This window comes from Pseudomonas ceruminis (assembly GCF_021602025.1).
Taxonomy (GTDB): Bacteria; Pseudomonadota; Gammaproteobacteria; order Pseudomonadales; family Pseudomonadaceae; genus Aquipseudomonas; species Aquipseudomonas ceruminis.
Window position 1 is genome coordinate 92,872 of sequence record NZ_BQHW01000013.1, and the last position, 23,823, is coordinate 116,694.

20 protein-coding genes and 2 tRNA genes are annotated in these 23,823 nt (G+C 60.7%); 21 read left to right on the forward strand and 1 reads right to left on the reverse strand.

Annotated features, from left to right (window positions below):
* Positions 1–181 precede the first annotated feature (181 nt).
* The 6 genes from dnaJ to L6D80_RS16380 all read left to right on the forward strand — a co-directional run bounded on the left by dnaJ (position 182) and on the right by L6D80_RS16380 (position 7,806).
* Positions 182–1,306 carry a molecular chaperone DnaJ gene (gene dnaJ / locus L6D80_RS16355; protein WP_054900949.1) on the forward strand — a complete coding sequence of 375 codons (1,125 nt, stop codon included), beginning with the start codon at positions 182–184 and terminating at the stop codon, positions 1,304–1,306.
* A 13-nt stretch (positions 1,307–1,319) separates the two neighbouring features.
* Positions 1,320–2,123, forward strand: a complete 804-nt coding sequence (gene dapB, locus L6D80_RS16360; RefSeq protein ID WP_054900950.1) for a 4-hydroxy-tetrahydrodipicolinate reductase — start codon at positions 1,320–1,322, stop codon at positions 2,121–2,123.
* 312 nt (positions 2,124–2,435) lie between these two features.
* The gene (gene carA / locus L6D80_RS16365) at positions 2,436–3,572 is read left to right on the forward strand and encodes a glutamine-hydrolyzing carbamoyl-phosphate synthase small subunit (RefSeq protein ID WP_054900951.1); all 1,137 of its coding nucleotides are present in this window, start codon (positions 2,436–2,438) and stop codon (positions 3,570–3,572) included.
* A gap of 106 nt (positions 3,573–3,678) precedes the next feature.
* Positions 3,679–6,900, forward strand: coding sequence for a carbamoyl-phosphate synthase large subunit (carB, locus tag L6D80_RS16370; protein WP_176515071.1), 3,222 nt, complete (start codon positions 3,679–3,681; stop codon positions 6,898–6,900).
* Positions 6,897–7,379 carry a transcription elongation factor GreA gene (gene greA, locus L6D80_RS16375; protein WP_082422760.1) on the forward strand — a complete coding sequence of 161 codons (483 nt, stop codon included), beginning with the start codon at positions 6,897–6,899 and terminating at the stop codon, positions 7,377–7,379. The genes carB and greA overlap by 4 nt, the downstream gene beginning before the upstream one ends.
* On the forward strand, positions 7,357–7,806 hold the full coding sequence (locus L6D80_RS16380; RefSeq protein ID WP_012053750.1) for a hypothetical protein: 450 nt from the start codon (positions 7,357–7,359) through the stop codon (positions 7,804–7,806). The genes greA and L6D80_RS16380 overlap by 23 nt, the downstream gene beginning before the upstream one ends.
* 12 nt (positions 7,807–7,818) lie before the next feature.
* Here L6D80_RS16380 and yhbY read toward each other — a convergent pair whose 3' ends face one another.
* Complete coding sequence (gene yhbY, locus L6D80_RS16385; RefSeq protein ID WP_051101222.1) at positions 7,819–8,127, reverse strand: ribosome assembly RNA-binding protein YhbY; 309 nt, start codon at positions 8,125–8,127, stop codon at positions 7,819–7,821.
* Positions 8,128–8,229: 102 nt separating this feature from the next.
* On the opposite strand from yhbY, the gene rlmE reads away from it, so the two are divergent.
* The 15 genes from rlmE (at position 8,230) to pnp (ending at position 23,573) form a co-directional block, all read left to right on the forward strand.
* Positions 8,230–8,856 carry a 23S rRNA (uridine(2552)-2'-O)-methyltransferase RlmE gene (gene rlmE, locus L6D80_RS16390; protein ID WP_016391785.1) on the forward strand — a complete coding sequence of 209 codons (627 nt, stop codon included), beginning with the start codon at positions 8,230–8,232 and terminating at the stop codon, positions 8,854–8,856.
* A 201-nt stretch (positions 8,857–9,057) separates the two neighbouring features.
* Entirely contained in the window at positions 9,058–10,962 is a 1,905-nt protein-coding gene (gene ftsH, locus L6D80_RS16395) for an ATP-dependent zinc metalloprotease FtsH (protein ID WP_054900953.1), read from the forward strand.
* Positions 10,963–10,970: 8 nt separating this feature from the next.
* The gene (gene folP, locus L6D80_RS16400; protein ID WP_054900954.1) at positions 10,971–11,822 is read left to right on the forward strand and encodes a dihydropteroate synthase; all 852 of its coding nucleotides are present in this window, start codon (positions 10,971–10,973) and stop codon (positions 11,820–11,822) included.
* 16 nt (positions 11,823–11,838) lie between these two features.
* Positions 11,839–13,179 (forward strand): phosphoglucosamine mutase, encoded by a 1,341-nt coding sequence (gene glmM, locus L6D80_RS16405; protein WP_176515062.1) that lies wholly within the window; start codon positions 11,839–11,841, stop codon positions 13,177–13,179.
* A 66-nt stretch (positions 13,180–13,245) separates the two neighbouring features.
* Positions 13,246–14,001: a triose-phosphate isomerase gene (tpiA, locus tag L6D80_RS16410; RefSeq protein WP_176515060.1), complete on the forward strand. Its 756-nt coding sequence runs from the start codon at positions 13,246–13,248 to the stop codon at positions 13,999–14,001.
* Positions 14,002–14,005: 4 nt separating this feature from the next.
* Positions 14,006–14,398 (forward strand): preprotein translocase subunit SecG, encoded by a 393-nt coding sequence (gene secG, locus L6D80_RS16415; protein WP_054900957.1) that lies wholly within the window; start codon positions 14,006–14,008, stop codon positions 14,396–14,398.
* A gap of 21 nt (positions 14,399–14,419) precedes the next feature.
* Positions 14,420–14,505: transfer RNA gene (locus L6D80_RS16420), tRNA-Leu, on the forward strand.
* Between the two features lie 98 nt (positions 14,506–14,603).
* A tRNA-Met gene (locus L6D80_RS16425) sits at positions 14,604–14,680 on the forward strand.
* A gap of 130 nt (positions 14,681–14,810) precedes the next feature.
* On the forward strand, positions 14,811–15,269 hold the full coding sequence (rimP, locus tag L6D80_RS16430; protein ID WP_054900968.1) for a ribosome maturation factor RimP: 459 nt from the start codon (positions 14,811–14,813) through the stop codon (positions 15,267–15,269).
* 59 nt (positions 15,270–15,328) lie between these two features.
* Complete coding sequence (nusA, locus tag L6D80_RS16435; RefSeq protein WP_054900958.1) at positions 15,329–16,810, forward strand: transcription termination factor NusA; 1,482 nt, start codon at positions 15,329–15,331, stop codon at positions 16,808–16,810.
* A 27-nt stretch (positions 16,811–16,837) separates the two neighbouring features.
* Positions 16,838–19,366, forward strand: a complete 2,529-nt coding sequence (gene infB / locus L6D80_RS16440) for a translation initiation factor IF-2 (protein ID WP_054900959.1) — start codon at positions 16,838–16,840, stop codon at positions 19,364–19,366.
* Between the two features lie 116 nt (positions 19,367–19,482).
* On the forward strand, positions 19,483–19,881 hold the full coding sequence (gene rbfA, locus L6D80_RS16445; protein ID WP_016391794.1) for a 30S ribosome-binding factor RbfA: 399 nt from the start codon (positions 19,483–19,485) through the stop codon (positions 19,879–19,881).
* Between the two features lie 3 nt (positions 19,882–19,884).
* Complete coding sequence (gene truB, locus L6D80_RS16450) at positions 19,885–20,802, forward strand: tRNA pseudouridine(55) synthase TruB (RefSeq protein WP_176515058.1); 918 nt, start codon at positions 19,885–19,887, stop codon at positions 20,800–20,802.
* A gap of 146 nt (positions 20,803–20,948) precedes the next feature.
* Entirely contained in the window at positions 20,949–21,218 is a 270-nt protein-coding gene (gene rpsO / locus L6D80_RS16455) for a 30S ribosomal protein S15 (RefSeq protein ID WP_012274241.1), read from the forward strand.
* Positions 21,219–21,467: 249 nt separating this feature from the next.
* Positions 21,468–23,573: a polyribonucleotide nucleotidyltransferase gene (gene pnp, locus L6D80_RS16460; RefSeq protein ID WP_054900961.1), complete on the forward strand. Its 2,106-nt coding sequence runs from the start codon at positions 21,468–21,470 to the stop codon at positions 23,571–23,573.
* Positions 23,574–23,823 lie beyond the last annotated feature (250 nt).

Sequence of the window (23,823 nt, forward strand, 5' to 3'; positions counted from 1 at the left end):
TCACCGGCGTTTGCGGGTGAGCTGGTAGGATGTCGCCGCGCGGGGGCTTGCTCCCGCGTTGGTGTGTCTGGAATACGAGAATTTTTACAGCATCTGTCAAAGCCTTCGAGCGGTGGCGGGTGCTGCGGCACAGCGCATAGCGCAGAGGTATGCCGAACGCCCCCAAGAGTGCAAATGACCTATGGCAAAGCGTGATTATTATGAGGTCCTGGGTGTCGAGCGCGGCGCCAGTGAAGGTGATCTCAAAAAGGCCTATCGCCGCCTGGCGATGAAGTTCCACCCCGACCGCAACCCGGGCGACAAGGAGTCGGAAGAGCAGTTCAAGGAGGCCAACGAGGCCTATGAAGTGCTGTCCGATGCCAGCAAGCGCGCGGCGTATGACCAGTACGGCCATGCCGGCGTCGACCCTAGCATGGGTGGCGGTGGTGCCGGCTTCGGTGGCGCCAACTTCTCCGATATTTTCGGTGATGTGTTCAGCGATTTCTTCGGTGGTGGTCGTGGCGGTTCGCGTGGCGGTGCCCAGCGTGGCAGCGACCTGCGCTATACCCTGGAGCTGAACCTGGAAGAAGCGGTGCGTGGCACCACGGTCAGTATCCGCGTTCCCACCCTGGTCAACTGCAAGCCGTGCGATGGCTCCGGTGCCAAGAAAGGTTCCACCCCGGCCACTTGCCCGACCTGTGGCGGTATCGGCCAGGTGCGCATGCAGCAAGGCTTCTTCTCGGTGCAGCAAACCTGCCCGCGCTGCCATGGCCAGGGCAAGATCATTACCGACCCATGCACCTCGTGCCATGGCGAAGGCCGTGTCGAGGAATACAAGACGTTGTCGGTCAAGGTGCCGGCAGGTGTCGATACCGGCGACCGCATTCGCCTGTCCGGCGAGGGCGAGGCGGGGACCCACGGCGGCCCTACCGGTGACCTGTACGTGGTCATCAACGTGCGTGAGCATGCGATCTTCCAGCGTGATGGCAAGCACCTGTACTGCGAAGTGCCGATCAGCTACACCGACGCTGCCTTGGGTGGCGAGCTGGAAGTGCCGACCCTTGACGGTCGCGTCAAGCTGAAGATCCCCGAAGGTACCCAGACCGGCAAGCAGTTCCGCCTGCGTGGCAAGGGTGTGGCGCCAGTGCGTGGTGGTGCGGCCGGTGACCTGCTGTGCCGCGTGGCAGTGGAAACCCCGGTCAACCTCAGCCGCCGCCAGCGCGAGCTGCTCGAGGAACTGCGGGATTCGCTCGAAGGCGACAGCTCCCATTCGCCCAAGGCCAGTGGCTGGTTCGAAGGCGTGAAGCGCTTCTTCGGCGATCTCTGAAAAGGACATGGCTATGCGACGTATTGCAGTGATGGGCGCGGCAGGGCGGATGGGCAAGACCCTCGTTGAAGCGGTGCAGCAAACCCCGGGTGCCGGGCTCACGGCGGCGATCGATCGTCCTGACAGTTCGCTCGTCGGGGCTGATGCCGGTGAGTTGGCGGCCCTCGGGCGGATCGGCGTGTTGCTGTCCGATGACCTGGCCAAGGTGGCTGACGAATTCGACGTGCTGATCGACTTCACGCACCCTTCGGTGACCCTGAAGAATTTGGCGTTCTGCCGCAAGCACGGCAAGGCGATGATCATCGGTACCACCGGTTTCACCGCTGAAGAGAAGCAGTTGCTGGTCGAGGCAGGCAAGGACATTCCTATCGTGTTCGCCGCCAACTTCAGCGTAGGCGTCAACCTGAGCCTCAAGTTGCTGGACATGGCGGCGCGGGTGCTGGGTGATGATGTCGATATCGAGATCATCGAGGCGCACCACCGGCACAAGGTCGATGCACCCTCGGGGACTGCGCTGCGGATGGGCGAAGTGGTCGCCAATGCGCTGGGGCGTGACCTGCAGGAAGTGGCGGTGTATGGCCGTGAAGGGCAGACCGGCGCGCGCGATCGCAAGACCATCGGCTTCGCTACTGTGCGTGCCGGCGATGTAGTGGGTGACCACACCGTGTTGTTCGCCGCTGAAGGCGAGCGCCTGGAAATCACCCACAAGGCCTCCAGCCGCATGACCTTCGCCAAGGGTGCGGTGCGTGCAGCGCTGTGGCTGGATGGGCGTGAGGCTGGCTTGTACGACATGCAGGATGTGCTGGAGCTGCGCTAAGCCGTTCAAGCAGTGTTGATTTCTTCGCGGGGCAAGCCCGCTCCCACAAGGACTCCACAATCCTCTGTGGGAGCGGGCTTGCCCCGCGAAGAATGCCCCGCCGATCCCTGTCTGTCGCAATCATGTGTTTTAGAGGCACATATACGGTAGACCCAAAACGCACTTTTCTGTAAGCTACAGCTTTAGTGTGTCCACTAAAAGCGCGCAGCGAATTGAATTCAGCACATAAAAGCGGGGTGACGTGTCCATACGTCACTCCGCTTTTTTGCAACCTGCGATCGCCCTTTCATGCTTGATTTACGGGAGGTCTTCTTGACAAAGCCAGCCATACTCGCCCTTGCCGACGGCAGTATTTTTCGCGGTGAAGCCATCGGTGCCGACGGTCAGACCGTTGGTGAGGTGGTGTTCAACACCGCTATGACCGGCTACCAGGAAATCCTTACAGACCCTTCCTACGCGCAGCAAATCGTTACCCTGACCTACCCGCACATTGGCAACACCGGCACTACCCCGGAAGACGCCGAGTCGAACCGTGTCTGGTCGGCTGGCCTGGTCATCCGTGACCTGCCGCTGCTGGCCAGCAACTGGCGTAACACCCAGTCGCTGCCCGACTACCTCAAGGCGAACAATGTCGTTGCCATCGCGGGTATCGACACCCGTCGTCTGACCCGTATCCTGCGTGAAAAGGGCGCTCAGAACGGTTGCATCCTTGCCGGTGACAACATCAGCGAAGAAGCCGCCATCGCCGCTGCCCGTGCCTTCCCGGGCCTGAAGGGCATGGACCTGGCCAAGGTCGTTTCCACCAAGGAGCGCTACGAGTGGCGCTCCAGCGTGTGGGAGCTGAAAACCGACAGCCACCCGACCCTGGACGCATCCGAACTGCCGTACCACGTGGTCGCCTTCGACTACGGCGTCAAGCTGAACATCCTGCGCATGCTGGTCGCCCGCGGTTGCCGCGTGACCGTGGTGCCTGCCCAGACCCCGGCCAGCGAAGTGCTCGCCCTCAACCCCGATGGCGTGTTCCTCTCCAACGGCCCAGGTGACCCCGAGCCATGCGACTACGCGATCCAGGCAATCAAGGAAATCCTTGAAACCGAGATCCCGGTATTCGGCATCTGCCTGGGCCACCAACTGCTGGCCCTGGCTTCCGGCGCCAAGACCTTGAAAATGGGCCACGGCCACCACGGTGCCAACCACCCAGTCCAGGACCTGGACACCGGCGTGGTCATGATCACCAGCCAGAACCACGGTTTCGCGGTGGACGAAGCCACCTTGCCGGGCAATGTCCGCGCCATCCACAAGTCGCTGTTCGACGGTACCCTGCAGGGTATCGAGCGTACCGACAAGAGCGCGTTCAGCTTCCAGGGCCACCCTGAAGCGAGCCCAGGCCCGACCGACGTCGCGCCCCTGTTCGATCGTTTCACCGATGCCATGGCCAAGCGCCGCTGAGCATCCTGCATCAAGGCCCCGGGACGGCTTGCGCCGCGCCCGGAAGCGCCTGACCCAGATTGTTCAAGACGGCTTGCCGACTGACCCGCGGATTTGAGTGACAACCATGCCAAAACGTACAGACATCAAAAGCATCCTGATTCTCGGCGCTGGCCCGATCGTGATCGGCCAGGCCTGCGAATTCGACTACTCCGGCGCCCAGGCTTGCAAAGCCCTGCGCGAGGAAGGGTTCCGCGTCATCCTGGTGAACTCCAACCCTGCCACCATCATGACCGACCCGGCCATGGCCGACGCCACCTACATCGAGCCGATCAAATGGCAATCGGTGGCCAAGATCATCGAGAAAGAGCGCCCTGACGCGCTGTTGCCGACCATGGGCGGCCAGACCGCACTGAACTGCGCCCTGGACCTGGAGCGCCACGGCGTTCTGGAAAATTTCGGCGTAGAGATGATCGGTGCCAACGCCGACACCATCGACAAAGCCGAAGACCGTTCGCGCTTCGACAAGGCGATGAAGGACATCGGCCTGGAGTGCCCGCGCTCCGGTATCGCCCACAGCATGGAAGAAGCCAACGCGGTCCTCGAGCGTCTGGGCTTCCCGTGCATCATCCGTCCGTCCTTCACCATGGGCGGCACCGGTGGTGGTATCGCCTACAACCGTGAAGAATTCGAAGAAATCTGCGCCCGTGGTCTGGACCTGTCGCCGACCAAGGAACTGCTGATCGACGAATCGCTGATCGGCTGGAAGGAATACGAGATGGAGGTGGTCCGCGACAAGAAGGACAACTGCATCATCGTCTGCTCCATCGAGAACTTCGACCCGATGGGCGTGCACACCGGTGACTCGATCACCGTGGCGCCGGCACAGACCCTGACCGACAAGGAATACCAGATCATGCGCAACGCCTCGCTGGCGGTGCTGCGTGAAATCGGTGTCGAAACCGGCGGTTCCAACGTGCAGTTCGGTATCTGCCCGAACACTGGCCGCATGGTCGTGATCGAGATGAACCCGCGCGTTTCGCGTTCCTCGGCCCTGGCTTCGAAGGCCACCGGCTTCCCGATCGCCAAGATCGCCGCCAAGCTGGCCGTCGGCTACACCCTGGACGAGCTGCAGAACGACATCACCGGCGGTCGTACCCCGGCGTCCTTCGAGCCGTCGATCGACTACGTCGTCACCAAGCTGCCACGCTTCGCCTTCGAGAAATTCCCGAAAGCCGACGCCCGCCTGACCACCCAGATGAAGTCTGTGGGTGAAGTTATGGCCATCGGCCGTACCTTCCAGGAATCCCTGCAAAAGGCCCTGCGTGGCCTGGAAGTCGGTGCCTGTGGCCTGGACCCGAAAGTCGACCTGGCCAGCCCAGAAGCCAGCAGCATCCTCAAACGCGAACTGACCGTACCAGGCGCCGAGCGCATCTGGTACGTGGCTGATGCCATGCGTTCGGGCATGACGTGCGAAGAAATCTTCGCCCTGACCGGCATCGACATGTGGTTCCTGGTTCAGATGGAAGACCTGATCAAGGAAGAAGAGAAGGTCAAGACCCTGGCCCTGTCGGCCATCGACAAGGACCTGATGCTGCGCCTCAAGCGCAAAGGCTTCTCGGACCAGCGCCTTGCCAAGCTGCTCGGCATCACCGACAAGAACCTGCGTCGTCACCGCCACAAGCTGGAAGTGTTCCCGGTCTACAAGCGCGTCGACACCTGCGCCGCCGAGTTCGCCACCGACACCGCCTACCTGTACTCCACCTACGAGGAAGAGTGCGAGGCCAACCCGTCGACCCGCGACAAGATCATGATCCTCGGTGGTGGCCCTAACCGTATCGGCCAAGGCATCGAGTTCGACTACTGCTGCGTACACGCGGCACTGGCGCTGCGTGAAGACGGTTACGAGACCATCATGGTCAACTGCAACCCGGAAACCGTTTCCACCGACTACGACACCTCCGACCGTCTGTACTTCGAGCCGCTGACCCTGGAAGACGTGCTGGAAGTCTGCCGCGTCGAGAAGCCCAAGGGCGTGATCGTTCACTACGGCGGCCAGACTCCGCTGAAACTGGCACGCGCCCTGGAAGAAGCCGGCGTACCGATCATCGGTACCAGCCCGGACGCCATTGACCGCGCCGAAGACCGCGAGCGCTTCCAGCAGATGGTTCAGCGCCTGAACCTGCTGCAGCCGCCAAACGCTACCGTGCGCAGCGAAGACGAGGCCATCCGTGCCGCTGGCGGTATCGGTTACCCACTGGTCGTGCGCCCATCGTACGTACTGGGCGGCCGCGCCATGGAGATCGTCTACGAACTGGACGAGCTCAAGCGCTACCTGCGTGAAGCGGTACAGGTGTCCAACGACAGCCCGGTGCTGCTCGACCACTTCCTCAACTGCGCCATCGAGATGGACGTGGATGCGGTCTGCGACGGCACCGACGTGGTGATCGGCGCCATCATGCAGCACATCGAGCAGGCCGGCGTTCACTCCGGTGACTCGGCGTGCTCGCTGCCGCCGTACTCGCTGAGCAAGCAAGTGCAGGACGAAGTCCGCGAGCAGGTGCGCAAGATGGCCCTGGAACTGGGCGTTGTCGGCTTGATGAACGTGCAGCTGGCCTTGCAGGGCGACAAGATCTACGTGATCGAAGTCAACCCGCGCGCCTCGCGTACCGTGCCGTTCGTCTCCAAGTGCATCGGCACTTCGCTGGCGATGATCGCGGCGCGCGTCATGGCTGGCAAAACCCTGAAAGAACTGGGCTTCACCGAAGAAATCATCCCGAACTTCTACAGCGTCAAGGAAGCCGTCTTCCCGTTCGCCAAGTTCCCAGGGGTTGACCCGATCCTCGGCCCTGAGATGAAATCGACCGGTGAAGTCATGGGTGTCGGCGACAGCTTCGGTGAAGCGTTCGCCAAGGCCCAGATGGGTGCCAGCGAAGTGCTGCCAACCGGCGGTACCGCATTCATCAGCGTGCGTGACGACGACAAGCCACAGGTGGCTGGCGTTGCCCGTGACCTGATCGCCCTGGGCTTCGAAGTGGTTGCTACTGCAGGTACCGCCAAGGTTATCGAAGCGGCTGGCCTGAAAGTGCGCCGCGTGAACAAAGTGACCGAGGGTCGCCCGCACGTGGTCGACATGATCAAGAACGACGAAGTGTCGCTGATCATCAACACCACCGAAGGCCGCCAGTCGATCGCCGATTCCTACTCGATTCGTCGCAATGCGCTGCAGCACAAGATTTACTGCACAACCACCATTGCGGCTGGTGAAGCCATCTGCGAAGCGCTGAAATTCGGCCCTGAAAAGACCGTTCGTCGCTTGCAGGATTTGCATGCAGGACTCAAAGCATGAGCATTACCAAGTACCCGATGACCGTCCAGGGCGCTCGCGCCCTGGAAGAGGAGCACCTGTTCCTGAGCAAGACCGAGCGCCCGCGCCTGAGCCAGGCGATCGGTGAAGCACGCGAGCTGGGCGACCTCAAGGAAAACGCCGAATACCATGCCGCCCGTGAAGAGCAGGGCATGGTCGAAGCGCGTATCCGCGATATCGAAGGCCGGCTGCAAAACTCGGTAGTGATCGATGTGACCACTATCCCTCACACCGGCAAGGTGATCTTCGGCACCACCGTGGTGCTGGCCAACACCGAAACCGATGACGAGGTGACTTACCAGATCGTCGGCGAGGACGAAGCCGACGTGAAGCAGGGCAAGCTTTCGAGCAGCGCACCGATCGCCCGCGCCATCATCGGCAAGGAAGAAGGTGATACTGTCGTCGTCAAGACGCCGAGCGGCACGGTCGAGTACGAGATTGTCGAAGTCAAGCACATCTGATCGGCGCCTGCGGGCGCCATCCCTCGAGGGCATCCTCTGGCAACTGGCCCAGGTTTTCTGGGTCGGTGGCTTGTGGGTGTTTCACGTGGGGCTGGTGCCTGCGCTCAAGGTCAGTGGCCTGGCGCCGCTGCTGGTGCAGGACATCGCAGGGCAGATCGACCGCTGGTTGATCGGCGTGGCGTTGCTTGGCTTGTTGACCCAGCTGGCAGTGCTGGCGAGGGTGGACGGCCTGGCGGCCTGGTGGCGGCAGTTCCGTGGCCAGATGCTGTTGCTCGGCTTTGGTGCCTGCGTAGGGTATTACACCTTGCGCTACGGTATTTCCGTGGGCGAGCGCTGGCAGATGTTCTGCTTCCTGGTGCTGGGCTTTTCCGGCATCGTGCTGGTGGCCCAGCCGGTCCCGGTCAGGGCGCGTTCACCGCGCCACTGATCGGAGCTACCGTTACTTGTAACGGTGGATGTTGGACAGCTGCTTGTTCGGCTGTGGGTTCTTGCGGTAGATCAGGGCTTTCTTGCCGATGGTCTGCACCAGTTCGGCACGGCCGGCCTTGCACAGCTCGGCGATGGTTTCGGCGCGTTCCTCGCGGTCTTCCGAACGAATCTCGACCTTGATCAGTTCATGGTCGGCCAGCGCGCGTTCCAGTTCGGCGATGACGCCTTCATTCAAACCGTTGCCAGCAACGATCAGGACCGGCTTCAGGTCATGACCAATGGACTTGTATTGCTTCTTCTGCTCGTTATTGAGCGGCATAATCTGACCCTTTCCGTCTGATTCTGTAAAATTGACCGGCATTTTACCCGAGGGCCACCGGCTCCGCCCAGTCAATCACGACGCATATCATCGAGGTGCCCCGTGGTACAACGTTCCAAAAGCAGCGCAAACTGGCTGCGAGAGCATTTCAACGATCCTTTTGTGAAGCAGGCGCAGAAGGATGGCTACCGCTCGCGCGCGAGCTACAAACTGCTGGAGATTCAGGAGAAGGACCGCCTGATTCGCCCTGGCATGAGCGTGATCGACCTGGGCGCAGCGCCTGGGGGCTGGTCGCAGGTGACCAGTCGTCTGATTGGTGGCCAAGGTCGACTGATCGCTTCCGACATCCTGGAAATGGACTCGATCCCTGATGTTACCTTCATTCAAGGCGACTTCACCCAGGACGAAGTGCTGCAGCAGATCCTCCAGGCGGTCGGTGATTCGCACGTAGACCTTGTGATTTCCGACATGGCCCCCAATATGAGTGGTACGCCTGCGGTGGACATGCCGCGTGCCATGTTCCTCTGCGAGCTGGCTCTGGATCTGGCGACCCGCGTGCTCAAGCCCGGCGGGGACTTCCTGATCAAGATTTTCCAGGGCGAGGGTTTCGATGTGTACCTCAAGGACGTGCGTAGCAAGTTCGACAAGGTACAGATGCGCAAGCCATCGTCTTCGCGGGATCGTTCCCGTGAACAGTATCTGCTGGCCAAGGGATTCAAAGGGGCATGAGGCGTGTTGCGGGGTGGCTGATAGTTAATTCCAATCGGCCAGCCCGTCTGGATCGTCCGAACTTCGTGTAGTCTAGGTTTCACAAAGGGTTACAGACGGTGCCTGCGGATGCGTAGGTAATGTAGTAAGTTAGGGCGATGAATATCATGCGAGGCACGGCTGCGTCGTGCGCCGGCCTCAGAGGGTAGCGAATTGAACGACATGGCAAAGAATCTGATCCTGTGGTTGATCATCGCAGCTGTCCTGGTGACGGTGATGAACAACTTCTCCAGCCCTAACGAGCCGCAGACCCTCAACTACTCCGACTTCATCCAGCAGGTCAAGGATGGCAAGGTCGAGCGTGTGACCGTCGACGGCTACATCATTACCGGCAAGCGCGCCGACGGTGACAACTTCAAGACCGTGCGCCCGGCCATTACCGACAATGGCCTGATCGGCGACCTGGTCGACAACCACGTCGTGGTCGAAGGCAAGCAGCCTGAGCAGCAGAGCATCTGGACCCAGCTGTTGGTCGCGAGCTTCCCGATTCTGGTGATCATTGCCGTATTCATGTTCTTCATGCGCCAGATGCAAGGTGGTGCGGGGGGCAAGGGCGGCCCGATGAGCTTCGGCAAGAGCAAGGCGCGCCTGCTGTCCGAAGACCAGGTCAAGACTACCCTGGCTGACGTCGCTGGCTGCGACGAGGCCAAGGAAGAGGTCGGCGAACTGGTCGAGTTCCTGCGTGACCCGGGCAAGTTCCAGCGCCTGGGTGGCCGCATTCCACGTGGTGTGTTGATGGTCGGCCCGCCAGGTACCGGTAAGACCCTGCTGGCCAAGGCCATTGCCGGCGAAGCCAAGGTGCCGTTCTTCACCATTTCCGGCTCTGACTTCGTCGAAATGTTCGTCGGCGTGGGCGCGAGCCGCGTGCGTGACATGTTCGAGCAGGCCAAGAAGCACGCACCGTGCATTATCTTCATCGACGAAATCGACGCCGTTGGTCGCCACCGTGGCGCCGGCATGGGCGGTGGTCACGACGAGCGCGAGCAGACCCTCAACCAGTTGCTGGTGGAGATGGATGGTTTTGAAATGAACGATGGCATCATCGTCATTGCAGCGACCAACCGTCCGGACGTCCTCGACCCTGCACTGCTGCGCCCGGGCCGCTTCGACCGTCAGGTCGTGGTTGGCTTGCCGGATATCCGCGGCCGTGAGCAGATCCTCAAAGTGCACATGCGCAAGGTGCCGATCGGCGATAACGTCAACCCGGCGGTCATTGCTCGTGGCACCCCTGGCTTCTCTGGTGCCGACCTGGCCAACCTGGTCAACGAGGCCTCGCTGTTCGCTGCGCGCTCCAACAAGCGCCTGGTCGAAATGAAAGAGTTCGAGCTGGCCAAAGACAAGATCATGATGGGCGCCGAGCGCAAGACCATGGTCATGTCCGAGAAAGAAAAACAGAACACTGCCTATCACGAGGCAGGCCACGCCATCGTTGGTCGCCTGGTGCCGGAGCACGATCCGGTCTACAAGGTGTCCATCATTCCTCGTGGTCGCGCCCTGGGCGTCACTATGTTCTTGCCAGAGGAAGACCGTTACAGCCTGTCCAAGCGCGCCCTGATCAGCCAGATCTGCTCGCTGTATGGCGGCCGTATCGCCGAGGAAATGACCCTGGGCTTCGATGGCGTTACCACCGGCGCGTCCAACGACATCATGCGCGCCAGCCAGATTGCACGGAACATGGTGACCAAGTGGGGCCTGTCCGAAAAACTCGGCCCACTGATGTATGCCGAAGAAGAGGGCGAGGTGTTCCTCGGCCGTAGCGCCGGCAGCCAGCACGCCAGTGTTTCGGGCGAGACTGCCAAGCTGATCGACTCCGAAGTACGCAGCATCATCGACCAGTGCTATGCCACTGCCAAGCAGCTGCTGACCGACAACCGCGACAAGCTCGACGCCATGGCCGAAGCGCTGATGAAGTACGAGACCATCGACGCTGACCAGATTGACGACATCATGTCTGGTCGTACCCCGCGCGAACCGCGTGACTGGGACGACGACAAGACCTCGGGCACTCCGGCTGCCCAGAATGATCGTCCGGAATCGCCGATTGGCGGCCCCGCGGCTCAACACTAAGGGCATCTATGAGCTCGAAGCTGTACCCGACCCGGTTGCCTTGCGGCAACCGGGTTCTTGATTTGTCCCGTACCCATGTCATGGGTATCCTCAATATCACCCCTGATTCGTTCTCCGACGGCGGGCGCTTCACCCAGCGTGACGAAGCGTTGCGCCATGCCGAGGCGATGGTTGCGGCCGGTGCCACACTGATCGACATCGGTGGCGAATCGACGCGCCCGGGTGCGCGCGCTGTATCCGTCACCGAAGAGCTCGAGCGGGTGGCCCCGATGGTCGAGGCCATCAACAGCCGTCTCGACGTCGTCATCTCTGTCGATACCTCTACCCCAGCCGTCATTCGCGAGGCCGCGCGCCTGGGTGCTGGCCTGATCAACGATGTCCGTGCACTGGAGCGCGATGGCGCCCTGGATGCTGCAGCGGATACGGGGTTGCCGGTGTGCCTGATGCACATGCGTGGCGAGCCGGGGAACATGCAGGACAACCCGCATTACGAGGATGTGACCGCCGATGTAACGCGCTATCTTGAGCAGCGAATGGCTGCTTGCGCAGCGGTGGGCATCGGTGCCGAGCGGGTCATTCTTGACCCGGGTTTCGGGTTCGCCAAGACACTGGCGCACAACCTCAGCCTGTTCAAACACATGGAAGCGCTCTATCGCCTCGGGCGTCCGTTGTTGGTGGGCGTTTCACGCAAGAGCATGATCGGCCTGGCGCTGGATCGCCCGGTCGGCGAGCGACTGTACGGCAGCCTGGCGCTGGCGGCGTTGGCCATGACCAAGGGCGCCAGCATTCTGCGCGTCCACGATGTGGCCGAGACTGTCGATGTAGTGCGCATGATTGCTGCGGTGCAAGGCGCCGAATAAGAACACTGGAGTTTCTATGAGCAGAAAATATTTTGGTACCGACGGCATCCGTGGCCGTGTCGGCGAATACCCGATCACTCCTGACTTCATGCTCAAGCTGGGCTGGGCGGCGGGCATGGCCTTCCGCAAGCAAGGCAATTGCCGCGTGCTGGTGGGCAAAGACACGCGCATCTCCGGTTACATGTTCGAGTCTGCACTGGAGGCCGGGCTGTCCGCAGCAGGTGCCGACGTCATGTTGCTTGGCCCGATGCCCACGCCCGCCATCGCTTACCTTACCCGCACGTTCCATGCCGAGGCGGGTATCGTCATCAGTGCCTCGCACAATCCGCACGATGACAACGGTATCAAGTTTTTCTCGGGCCAGGGCACCAAGCTGCCGGACGAAGTCGAGCTGATGATCGAAGAGTTGCTTGATCAGCCCATGACGGTGGTCGACTCGAGCAAGCTGGGCAAGGTGTCGCGTATCAACGACGCTGCAGGCCGCTACATCGAGTTCTGCAAGAGCAGCGTGCCCAGCAGCACCAGCTTTGAGGGCCTCAAGCTGGTGATCGACTGTGCCCACGGTGCTACGTACAAGGTCGCGCCGAGCGTGTTCCGTGAGTTGGGTGCCGACGTGACCGTGCTGCATGCACAGCCCGACGGGCTGAATATCAACGAAAACTGCGGTTCGACCCATATTGAGTCGCTGCAGGCCGCAGTACTGGTTGGCCATGCCGATCTGGGCATCGCTTTCGACGGTGATGGCGACCGTGTGCTGATGGTGGACCATACCGGTGCCATCGTCGACGGTGACGAATTGCTGTTCATCATCGCCCGCGACATGCACGAGCGAGGCAAGCTGCAGGGCGGTGTGGTCGGTACCTTGATGAGCAACCTGGGCCTGGAGCTGGCGCTCAAGGACCTGGATATCCCGTTCGTGCGGGCCAAGGTCGGCGACCGTTACGTGATGGCAGAGCTGCTTGAGCGCGAGTGGCTGGTCGGTGGCGAGAACTCTGGCCACGTGGTGTGCTGCAACCATACCACTACCGGTGATGCGATCATTGCCGCACTGCAGGTGCTGATGGCACTCAAGCGCCGCGGCGAGACGCTGGCACAGGCCCGCCAGGCCCTGCGCAAGTGCCCCCAGGTGTTGATCAACGTGCGCTTCGGTGCAAGCAAGGTCGACCCTCTGGAGCACCCTGCGGTCAAGGAGGCCAGCGCCAAGGTGACCGAGGACATGGCAGGGCGCGGGCGTGTGCTGTTGCGCAAATCCGGTACCGAGCCGTTGGTCCGGGTGATGGTCGAAGGTGACGACGAGCACCAGGTGCGCACCCACGCCGAAGCCTTGGCCAAGCTGGTCAAAGAAGTTTGTGTCTGAAAGAGGCTTGCCAGCGCAGATCGGGTTGGGTAAGATCTGCGCCCACTTTGACCGACGAGGTAAAGCATGCGTCGCCCCATGGTAGCTGGTAACTGGAAGATGCACGGTACCCGCGCCAGCGTCGCTGAGCTGACTCAGGGTTTGGGCAAAATGCTCATTCCCGAAGGTATCGAAGTCGCGGTATTCCCACCGGCCTTGTTCATCAATGAAGTCATTGATGGCCTGAAGGGCAAGGGAATCATCGTTGGAGCACAGAATTCTGCAGTACAACCCGAACAGGGTGCGCTGACCGGTGAAGTTGCACCGAGTCAGTTGGCTGAAGCAGGTTGCAAGTTGGTATTGATTGGCCATTCCGAGCGTCGCCAGATTATCGGCGAAAGTGAAGAAGTGCTGAATCGCAAGTTTGCAGCTGCTCAGAAAAGTGGTTTGACGCCGGTGCTCTGCATAGGGGAAACTCTTGAAGAGCGTGAGGCAGGCAAGACGCTTGAAGTTGTTGGGCGTCAACTAAGCAGTGTTATCGACGCGTTCGGTATTACCGCTTTTGCCAATGCAGTAGTTGCCTATGAGCCTGTCTGGGCCATCGGTACAGGTTTGACGGCCTCGCCGCAACAAGCTCAGGATGTGCATGCTGCCATCCGCAAGCAGTTGGCAGCGATGGACGCCGAAGTTGCAGAAAACGTGCAGCTTCTCTACGGCGGTAGCGTGAAGGCGGCCAATGCGGCCGAACTGTTCGGCATGCCGGATATTGATGGGGGGCTCATTGGTGGAGCATCCCTGAACGCAGACGAATTCGGTGCAATTTGTCGCGCCGCAGGAAACTGAACAAATGCTGGAAACAGTCATCGTTGTTTTTCATCTGTTGGCAGCGCTGTCGCTAGTAGTGCTGGTTCTGTTGCAACAGGGTAAAGGTGCGGAAGCAGGTGCATCTTTCGGCGCAGGTGCTTCAAATACTGTGTTCGGAAGCCAAGGTTCTGCTACCTTCCTAAGTAAATTTACTGCTATACTTGCTGCCACTTTCTTTTTGACGGCACTTGGGTTAGGATACTTCGCCAAGCAACAAGCTCACCAGCTGAGCCAGGCGGGTCTTCCGGATCCGGCGGTGTTGGAAGTTAAAGAGCCAAAGCCGGCAGTAAATGATGATGTACCGGTGCTCCAGGAGCAGAAGAGCGAAACCACCCCCAAAGGTGATGTACCTCCTCCAGCCGAAGAGCAGAAGTAACGGGTTTCAAGATGTAGTATTGCCGAGGTGGTGGAATTGGTAGACACGCAACCTTGAGGTGGTTGTGCCCATAGGGTGTAGGGGTTCGAGTCCCCTTCTCGGTACCAATTAAAGCTTGAGAGCCCGCTTTAGCGGGCTTTCTTGCAGGTGGAGGTTGGATTGACCCAGCAACGGGTTCGGTCTTATACTTTCGCCCCAGCTTTGTCGCGGGGTGGAGCAGCTTGGTAGCTCGTCGGGCTCATAACCCGAAGGTCGTTGGTTCAAATCCAGCCCCCGCAACCAGCTTCAGCGGAGCCCCTTTTCAGGGGCTTTTTGCTAGCCGAACAGTTTACGGCGTCGTTGTCCTACGGCGCTTTCAGGGATGGGCGCTTCGCCCATTTTTTATTTGCACAGCATGCACGAGGGGGTTCAGGTGTCGAGCAAGCTAGAACAGTTGCAGGCCTTGTTGGCCCCGGTTGTCGAGGGTCTGGGCTATCAATGCTGGGGGATCGAGTACGTTTCCCAGGGTAAGCATTCGGTATTGCGCATCTACATCGACAAGGAAGGCGGCATTCTGGTGGACGACTGCGAATCGGTCAGCCGCCAAGCCAGCGCCATCCTCGATGTGGAAGATCCGATCAGCAGTGAATATACCCTTGAGGTGTCCTCTCCTGGCATGGATCGCCCGCTGTTCACACTGGAACAGTTTGCCTCGCATGCCGGCGAACAAGTGAAGATCAAGCTGCGTACACCCTTTGAGGGGCGTCGTAACTTCCAGGGCCTTCTCCGCGGTGTGGAGGAGCAGGATGTGGTGGTCCAGGTGGACAGTCACGAGTTCCTGTTGCCGATCGACTCGATCGACAAGGCCAATATTATTCCCAGTTTTGACTGAGACGTGCCGGGCCCGGCGGACTATCCGGGCCCAATGGCTTGCGCAAGGCGAGGCGTACGATGAGCAAAGAAGTACTGCTGGTTGTTGAATCGGTATCCAACGAAAAAGGTGTACCGCCCGGCGTCATTTTCGAAGCGCTGGAAGTGGCCCTGGCTACTGCAACCAAAAAACGTTTTGAGGACGAAGTCGACCTGCGTGTGGAAATCAACCGCCACACCGGTAGCTATGAGACCTTCCGTCGCTGGACCGTGGTCGATGAGGCCGATCTGGACGATCCGGCCATCGAGACCTGGCTGGCCAAGATTCACGAGACCCACCCTGATGCCAAGGTAGGTGACGTGATCGAAGAGAAGATCGAGTCCATCGAATTCGGTCGTATTGCCGCCCAGACCGCCAAGCAGGTCATCGTGCAGAAGGTCCGCGAGGCCGAGCGCGCCCAGGTGGTGGATGCCTACCGCGAACGCGTGGGCGAGATCATCTCGGGGACTGTGAAAAAGGTCACCCGCGACAACGTCATCGTCGACCTGGGCAACAACGCGGAAGCGCTGCTGGCCCGTGAAGACATCATTCCGCGTGAGACCTTCCGGGTTGGCGTGCGCTTGCGTGCGCTGCTCAAGGAAATCCGCACCGAGAACCGCGGCCCTCAGCTGATCCTGTCGCGCACTGCGCCGCAGATGCTGATCGAGCTGTTCCGCATCGAGGTGCCGGAAATCGCCGAAGGCCTTATCGAAGTCATGGCCGCGTCCCGTGATCCGGGTTCGCGTGCCAAGATCGCCGTCCGCTCCAAGGACAAGCGCATCGACCCGCAAGGTGCCTGTATCGGCATGCGCGGTTCGCGTGTCCAGGCCGTATCCGGCGAGCTGGGTGGTGAGCGTGTGGATATCGTCCTGTGGGACGAGAACCCGGCGCAATTTGTCATCAACGCCATGTCGCCGGCTGAAGTCGCGGCGATCATCGTTGATGAAGATGCCCATGCCATGGACATCGCCGTTGCCGAGGACAACCTGGCCCAGGCCATTGGCCGTGGTGGTCAGAACGTTCGCCTGGCCAGTCAGTTGACCGGCTGGACCCTGAACGTGATGACCGAAAAGGATATCCAGGCCAAGCAGCAGGCTGAAACCGGTGACATCCTGCGCAACTTCATCGAGGAACTGGAAGTCGACGAGGAGCTGGCCCAAGTGCTGGTCGACGAAGGCTTTACCAGCCTCGAAGAAATTGCCTACGTACCGTTGGAAGAAATGCTCAACATCGATGGCTTTGACGAGGATATCGTCAATGAGCTCCGCGCTCGAGCCAAGGACCGTTTGTTGACCAAGGCCATCGCTACCGAAGAAAAACTGGCAGACGCCCATCCGGCCGAAGACCTGCTCTCCCTTGAGGGCATGGACAAGGACCTGGCGGCGGAACTGGCGGTGCGCGGCGTGGTTAACCGCGAAGACCTGGCCGAGCAGTCGATTGACGACCTGCTCGACATCGACGGCATCGACGAAGAGCGTGCCGGCAAGTTGATCATGGCCGCCCGAGCCCACTGGTTCGAGTAATTAGGCGCGGCCTGAGGAGAGAAGTGCATGACGCAAGTCACGGTGAAAGAACTGGCCCAAGAGGTCGAGGCACCGGTAGAGCGCCTGCTGCAGCAGATGCGTGAGGCAGGTCTGCCGCACACCGACGCCGGTCAGGTAGTGACCGACAATGAGAAGCAGACTCTGCTGACCCATTTGAAGAGCAGCCACAAGAGCAAGGCGGAAGAGCCGCGCAAGATTACCTTGCAGCGCAAGACCACCAGCACCCTGCGTGTCGCCGGTAGCAAGAGCATCAGCGTAGAAGTACGCAAGAAGAAAGTATTCGTGCAGCGCAGCCCGGAAGAGATCCAGGCCGAGCAGAAGCGCGAGCAGGAAGAGCGCCGCGCGGCTGAAAACGCCGCTCGCGAGAAGGTCGAGGCCGAGGTTCGCCAGCGTAACGAAGAGCAGGCCCGTCGCCAGGCTGCCGAAACGGCCACTGCTGCGCCTGCAACGGCTGCCAAGGCAGAGCCGGCACCTGCCGCTGCCCCGGCACCGGTAGTCGCCGACGCTCCGGCGTCCGAAGACGCCGCTGCCCGTGCTGCCGAGCGCAAGAAGGACGAGACTCGCCGCAACGAAAGCCGCACTCGCGATGACGACCGTCGTCGTGGCGAGGCGCCGCGGGTGTCGATCAAGGTCAAGGTCAAGGAGAAGGAAAAGGCTCCGACGCCGCGTGCCGCTCCGCGCACCACCGACGAAGAGAGCGATGGCGCTCGCCGTGGTCGTGGTGGCAAGGGCAAGCTGAAGAAGCGCAACCAGCATGGCTTCCAGAACCCGACCGGTCCTGTCATCCGTGACGTGACCATCGGCGAGACCATCACCGTCTCGGAGCTTGCACAGCAGATGTCGGTCAAGGCCGCCGAAGTCGTCAAGTTCATGTTCAAGCTGGGTACCCCGGTCACCATCAACCAGGTGCTCGACCAGGAAACCGCTCAGCTGATCGCAGAAGAACTGGGCCACAAGGTGACCTTGGTCAGCGACACTGCCCTGGAAGACTCCCTGGCCGAGTCGTTGAAGTTCGAAGGCCAAACCGAATCGCGTGCCCCGGTCGTTACCGTAATGGGCCACGTTGACCACGGTAAGACCTCGCTGCTCGACTACATCCGTCGTGCCAAGGTTGCTGCTGGCGAAGCCGGTGGTATTACCCAGCACATCGGTGCCTACCACGTGGAAACCGACCGCGGCATGGTCACCTTCCTCGATACCCCAGGCCACGCCGCGTTCACCGCAATGCGTGCCCGTGGTGCCAAGGCTACCGACATCGTCATCCTGGTGGTGGCAGCGGACGACGGTGTGATGCCGCAGACCCGCGAAGCCGTCCAGCATGCCAAGGCAGCCGGTGTTCCACTGGTTGTTGCAGTGAACAAGATCGACAAGCCGGGTGCCGACCTCGATCGCATCCGTAACGAACTGGCTGTCGAAGGCGTGACCTCCGAGGACTGGGGTGGTGACACGCCGTTCGTCAAGGTTTCGGCGAAGATGGGTACCGGTGTCGATGAACTGCTCGAAGCCGTGTTGCTGCAAGCCGAGATCCTCGAGCTGACCGCTACCCCGACCGCTCCAGGTCGTGGTGTCGTGGTCGAATCGCGCCTCGACAAGGGCCGCGGCCCGGTAGCCACCATCCTGGTTCAGGACGGTACCCTGCGTCAGGGCGACATGGTCCTGTGCGGCTCCAACTACGGCCGTGTTCGCGCCATGCTCGACGAGAACGGCAAGCCTGTGAAGGAAGCTGGCCCGTCGATCCCGGTCGAGATCCTCGGCCTGGACGGCACGCCGGAAGCCGGTGACGAGCTGTCCGTGGTTGCTGACGAGAAGAAAGCCCGCGAAGTTGCACTGTTCCGTCAGGGCAAGTACCGCGAGGTCAAGCTGGCCCGTGCTCACGCCGGCAAGCTGGAAAACATCTTCGAGACCATGGGTCAGGAAGAGAAGAAGACCCTCAACATCGTCCTCAAGACCGACGTACGTGGTTCCCTGGAAGCACTGCAGGGTTCGCTCGGCGGCTTGGGCAACGACGAAGTTCAGGTTCGTGTGATCGGTGGCGGCGTCGGTGGTATCACCGAGAGCGATGCCAACCTGGCGCTGGCGTCCAACGCGGTGCTGTTCGGCTTCAACGTGCGTGCCGATGCCGGTGCGCGCAAGATCGTCGAGCAGGAAGGTCTGGATATGCGTTACTACAACGTGATCTACGACATCATCGAAGACGTCAAGAAGGCCCTGACCGGCATGCTGGGCAGCGATGTTCGCGAGAACATCCTGGGCGTCGCCGAAGTACGTGACGTGTTCCGTTCGCCGAAGTTCGGCGCCATCGCTGGCTGTATGGTCATCGAGGGTACCGTGTACCGCAACCGTCCGATCCGCGTACTGCGCGAAGACGTTGTGATCTTCGAAGGCGAGCTGGAGTCGCTGCGTCGCTTCAAGGACGACGCTGCCGAAGTGCGTTCGGGCATGGAGTGCGGTATTGGCGTCAAGAGCTACAACGACGTCAAGGTCGGCGACAAGATCGAAGTCTTCGAGAAAGTCCAGGTTGCTCGTACCCTTTAATGGGCGAGCATGGCGCCAGCCCCCGTCCCAGGGCGGTGGCAGCGCCTCAGTAGGTAGCGCCCGGTCAGGCTTCAGCCTGACCGGGCGTTTGCCGCTTTACGTTACAGGTAGCAAAAATGGCCAAAGAATACAGCCGTACCCAACGTATCGGTGATCAGATGCAGCGCGAGCTGGCTGAACTGATCCGCCGTGAAGTCAAGGATCCACGCGTCGGTCTGGTGACCATCACCGCCGTGGACGTCAGCCGCGACCTGGGGCATGCCAAGGTTTTCATCACCGTCATGGGTGAAGAAACCCCGGACGCGGTGCAGCAGTCGCTCAAGGCGCTGAACAGCGCCGCCAGTTTCCTGCGCCTGCACCTGGGCCGCTCGATGCAGCTGCGCAGCGTGCCGCAACTGCACTTCCACTTCGATGAAAGCGTCAGCCGTGGTGTACACCTGTCGGCGCTGATCGAGCGTGCGGTGGCCGAAGACCGCCTGCACAAGGACGCCGACGAGCTGGACACCAAGGAGTAAGTGGTGGCCCAGGTCAAACGTATCCGCCGCAATGTCAGCGGCATCATCCTGCTCGACAAGCCGTTGGGGTTCACCTCCAACGCTGCATTGCAGAAAGTGCGCTGGTTGCTCAATGCCGAGAAGGCCGGCCACACCGGCAGCCTCGACCCCTTGGCCACTGGCGTGCTGCCGTTGTGCTTTGGCGAGGCGACCAAGTTTTCGCAGTACCTGCTCGATTCCGACAAGGGCTACGAAACGGTCATGCAGCTGGGGCAGACTACCAACACTGCCGACGCTGAAGGCGAAGTCCTGCAAACGCGGGAGGTGACCGTTGGTCGTGTCGATATCGAGGCACTGCTGCCTCGTTTTCGCGGCCCGATCAGCCAGATACCGCCCATGTACTCGGCCCTCAAGCGTGACGGTCAGCCGCTTTACAAACTGGCACGTGCAGGAGAGGTAGTGGAGCGCGAGGCGCGTTCTGTTACTATTGGCCGCTTGGAGTTGCTCGAGTGCGAAGGCACCCGTGCACGGCTGAGCGTAGGATGCAGCAAAGGCACCTATATCCGCACCCTGGTGGAGGATATCGGTGAGGCCCTTGGCTGCGGCGCCTATGTTGCCGAGCTGCGCAGGACCCACGCGGGGCCCTTCGAGCTGGCCCAGACCGTGACCCTCGAGGAACTCGAACAGGCACACGCCGAAGGTGGCAACGAAGCGCTCGACCGCTTCCTCATGCCTGCCGACAGTGGTCTGCAGGACTGGCCGCTGGTTGGCCTGTCCGAACACAGCGCTTTCTACTGGCTGCATGGTCAGGCAGTACGTGCGCCGGACGCGCCGCAATTTGGCATGGTCCGGGTACAGGATCACAATGGTCGCTTCATCGGTATCGGTGAAGTGAGCGAAGACGGGCGCATTGCGCCGCGTCGACTGATTCGGTCGGAATGATCGAAACCACGGGTCAAGGCTTCGGCTGCGGCCCGCGGACACAAGGGTGGCTGTCAGTAGGCACGGTCACACCTTTTTTATTAATACAGGGATTTGTCCCTGGCCTATTGGACCCGTTCGCGGGTTCCGTTATCAGGAGAAGCCTCATGGCCCTCAGCGTTGAAGAAAAAGCTCAAATCGTTACCGACTTCCAGCAAGCCGCTGGCGACACTGGTAGCCCGGAAGTTCAGGTCGCTCTGCTGACCGCGAACATCAACAAGCTGCAAGGCCACTTCAAGGCCAACGGTAAAGACCACCACTCGCGTCGTGGCCTGATCCGTATGGTTAACCAGCGTCGTAAGCTGCTGGACTACCTGAAGGGCAAAGACACCACTCGTTACAGCGCCCTGATCGGTCGCCTGGGCCTGCGTCGCTAATAGCGGCCTGGTCAGTGGTGTGCATGGCGTGTTGCATGCTTCGGGAACGCTGCCTGGCAGCGTTTGCGTCGAACACGCCACGCGTATCTTCGAGGTTGGCAGCCTGGCAATGTTGAGCGGATTATCCGCTCGGCGCCAGGCTCCCAGCCTCGTGTTGTATCTGGACGGTCAATGGGGCCGATTCCCCGTTCTGCCCAAGAATTCGCAAGAAACCAGTTCCCCCAGAGCCACTGAAAAAGGTAGGAAACCGTGAACCCGGTAATCAAGAAATTCCAGTTCGGTCAGTCGACCGTTACTCTCGAGACGGGCCGAATTGCCCGCCAGGCAACCGGCGCCGTGCTGGTTACCGTCGACAACGACGTCACCGTGCTGGTGACCGTGGTCGGAGCCAAGCAGGCCGACCCAGGCAAGGGCTTCTTCCCGCTGTCGGTCCACTACCAGGAAAAGACCTACGCCGCCGGCAAGATCCCGGGTGGCTTCTTCAAGCGTGAAGGCCGTCCTTCCGAGAAAGAGACGCTGACCTCGCGCCTGATCGACCGTCCGATCCGCCCGCTGTTCCCTGAAGGCTTCATGAACGAAGTCCAGGTCGTCTGCACCGTGGTGTCCACCAGCAAGAAGACCGACCCGGACATCGCTGCGATGATCGGTACCTCGGCTGCCCTGGCCATCTCCGGCATTCCGTTCGAAGGCCCGATCGGCGCGGCTCGCGTTGCCTTCCACGAAAGCACCGGCTACCTGCTGAACCCGACCTACGAGCAACTGGCTGCCTCCAGCCTGGACATGGTCGTTGCCGGTACCGAATCTGCTGTACTGATGGTTGAGTCGGAAGCCCAAGAGCTGACCGAAGACCAGATGCTGGGCGCCGTTCTGTTCGCCCACGACGAATTCCAGGCCGTTATCCAGGCTGTCAAAGAGCTGGCCGCTGAAGCTGCCAAGCCGACCTGGGACTGGAAACCAGCCGTTGCCAACACCGAACTGTTCAACGCCATCCGCGCCGAATTCGGTGAGGGCGTTTCTCAGGCCTACACCATCACTGTCAAGGCTGACCGCTATGCGCGCCTGGGCGAGCTGCGTGATCAGGCGATCGCCAAGTTCTCCGGTGAAGAAGGCCAGCCATCGGCGTCCGAAGTCAAAGAAATCTTCGGTGAAATCGAATACCGCACCGTTCGCGAGAACATCGTCAACGGCAAGCCGCGTATCGATGGTCGTGACACCAAGACCGTGCGCCCGCTGAACATCGAAGTCGGCGTACTGCCGAAAACCCACGGTTCTGCACTGTTCACCCGTGGCGAAACCCAGGCCCTGGTCGTTGCGACCCTGGGTACTGCCCGTGACGCCCAGCTGCTGGACACCCTTGAAGGCGAGAAGAAAGACCCCTTCATGCTGCACTACAACTTCCCGCCGTTCTCGGTGGGCGAGTGTGGTCGCATGGGCGGTGCAGGCCGTCGTGAAATCGGTCACGGCCGTCTGGCCCGCCGTTCGGTCCAGGCCATGCTGCCTGCTGCTGACGTGTTCCCGTACACCATCCGTGTGGTTTCGGAAATCACCGAGTCCAACGGCTCGAGCTCCATGGCCTCCGTTTGCGGTGCTTCCCTGGCCCTGATGGACGCGGGTGTACCGATGAAGGCACCGGTTGCCGGTATCGCCATGGGCCTGGTCAAGGAAGGCGAGAAGTTCGCGGTCCTGACCGACATCCTGGGTGACGAAGACCACCTGGGCGACATGGACTTCAAGGTTGCTGGTACCGCCAAAGGCGTTACTGCGCTGCAGATGGACATCAAGATCAACGGCATCACCGAAGAGATCATGGAAATCGCCCTGGGCCAAGCCCTGGAAGCGCGCCTGAACATCCTCGGCCAGATGAACCAGATCATCGGCCAATCGCGTACCGAGCTGTCGGCCAACGCCCCGACCATGATCGCGATGAAGATCGACACCGACAAGATCCGTGACGTCATCGGTAAAGGCGGCGCCACCATTCGCGCCATCTGCGAAGAAACCAAGGCCTCGATCGACATCGAAGACGATGGCTCGATCAAGATCTTCGGCGAAACCAAAGATGCCGCGGAAGCTGCTCGCCAGCGCATCCTGGGTATCACCGCAGAGGCCGAGATCGGCAAGATCTACGTGGGCAAGGTCGAGCGCATCGTCGACTTCGGTGCCTTCGTCAACATCCTGCCGGGCAAGGATGGCCTGGTGCACATCTCCATGCTCAGCGATGCGCGTGTAGAGAAGGTGACCGACATTCTGAAAGAAGGTCAGGAAGTTGAAGTTCTGGTACTGGACGTGGACAACCGCGGCCGTATCAAGCTGTCGATCAAAGACGTTGCCGCTGCCAAGGCTTCGGGCGTCTAAACGACCGCCATGCAATATGAAAAGGGCCCCTTCGCGGGGCCCTTTTTTATTGCCCAGGCGGAACCTTTTGTGGACTTGCATCTTGCACGCAGATTTACGGCGCGGATTGCAAAATGCACGACCGGCGGTGCTCGCATTTTTATGTAACTCATTGATTTATAAGGAAACAAGCGAAGCGGAAAAGCTGGCATAGCGCATGCAACTACCTTCATACCTGCCGCCAGGACATACGGCGCAGACCTTTCGAAAA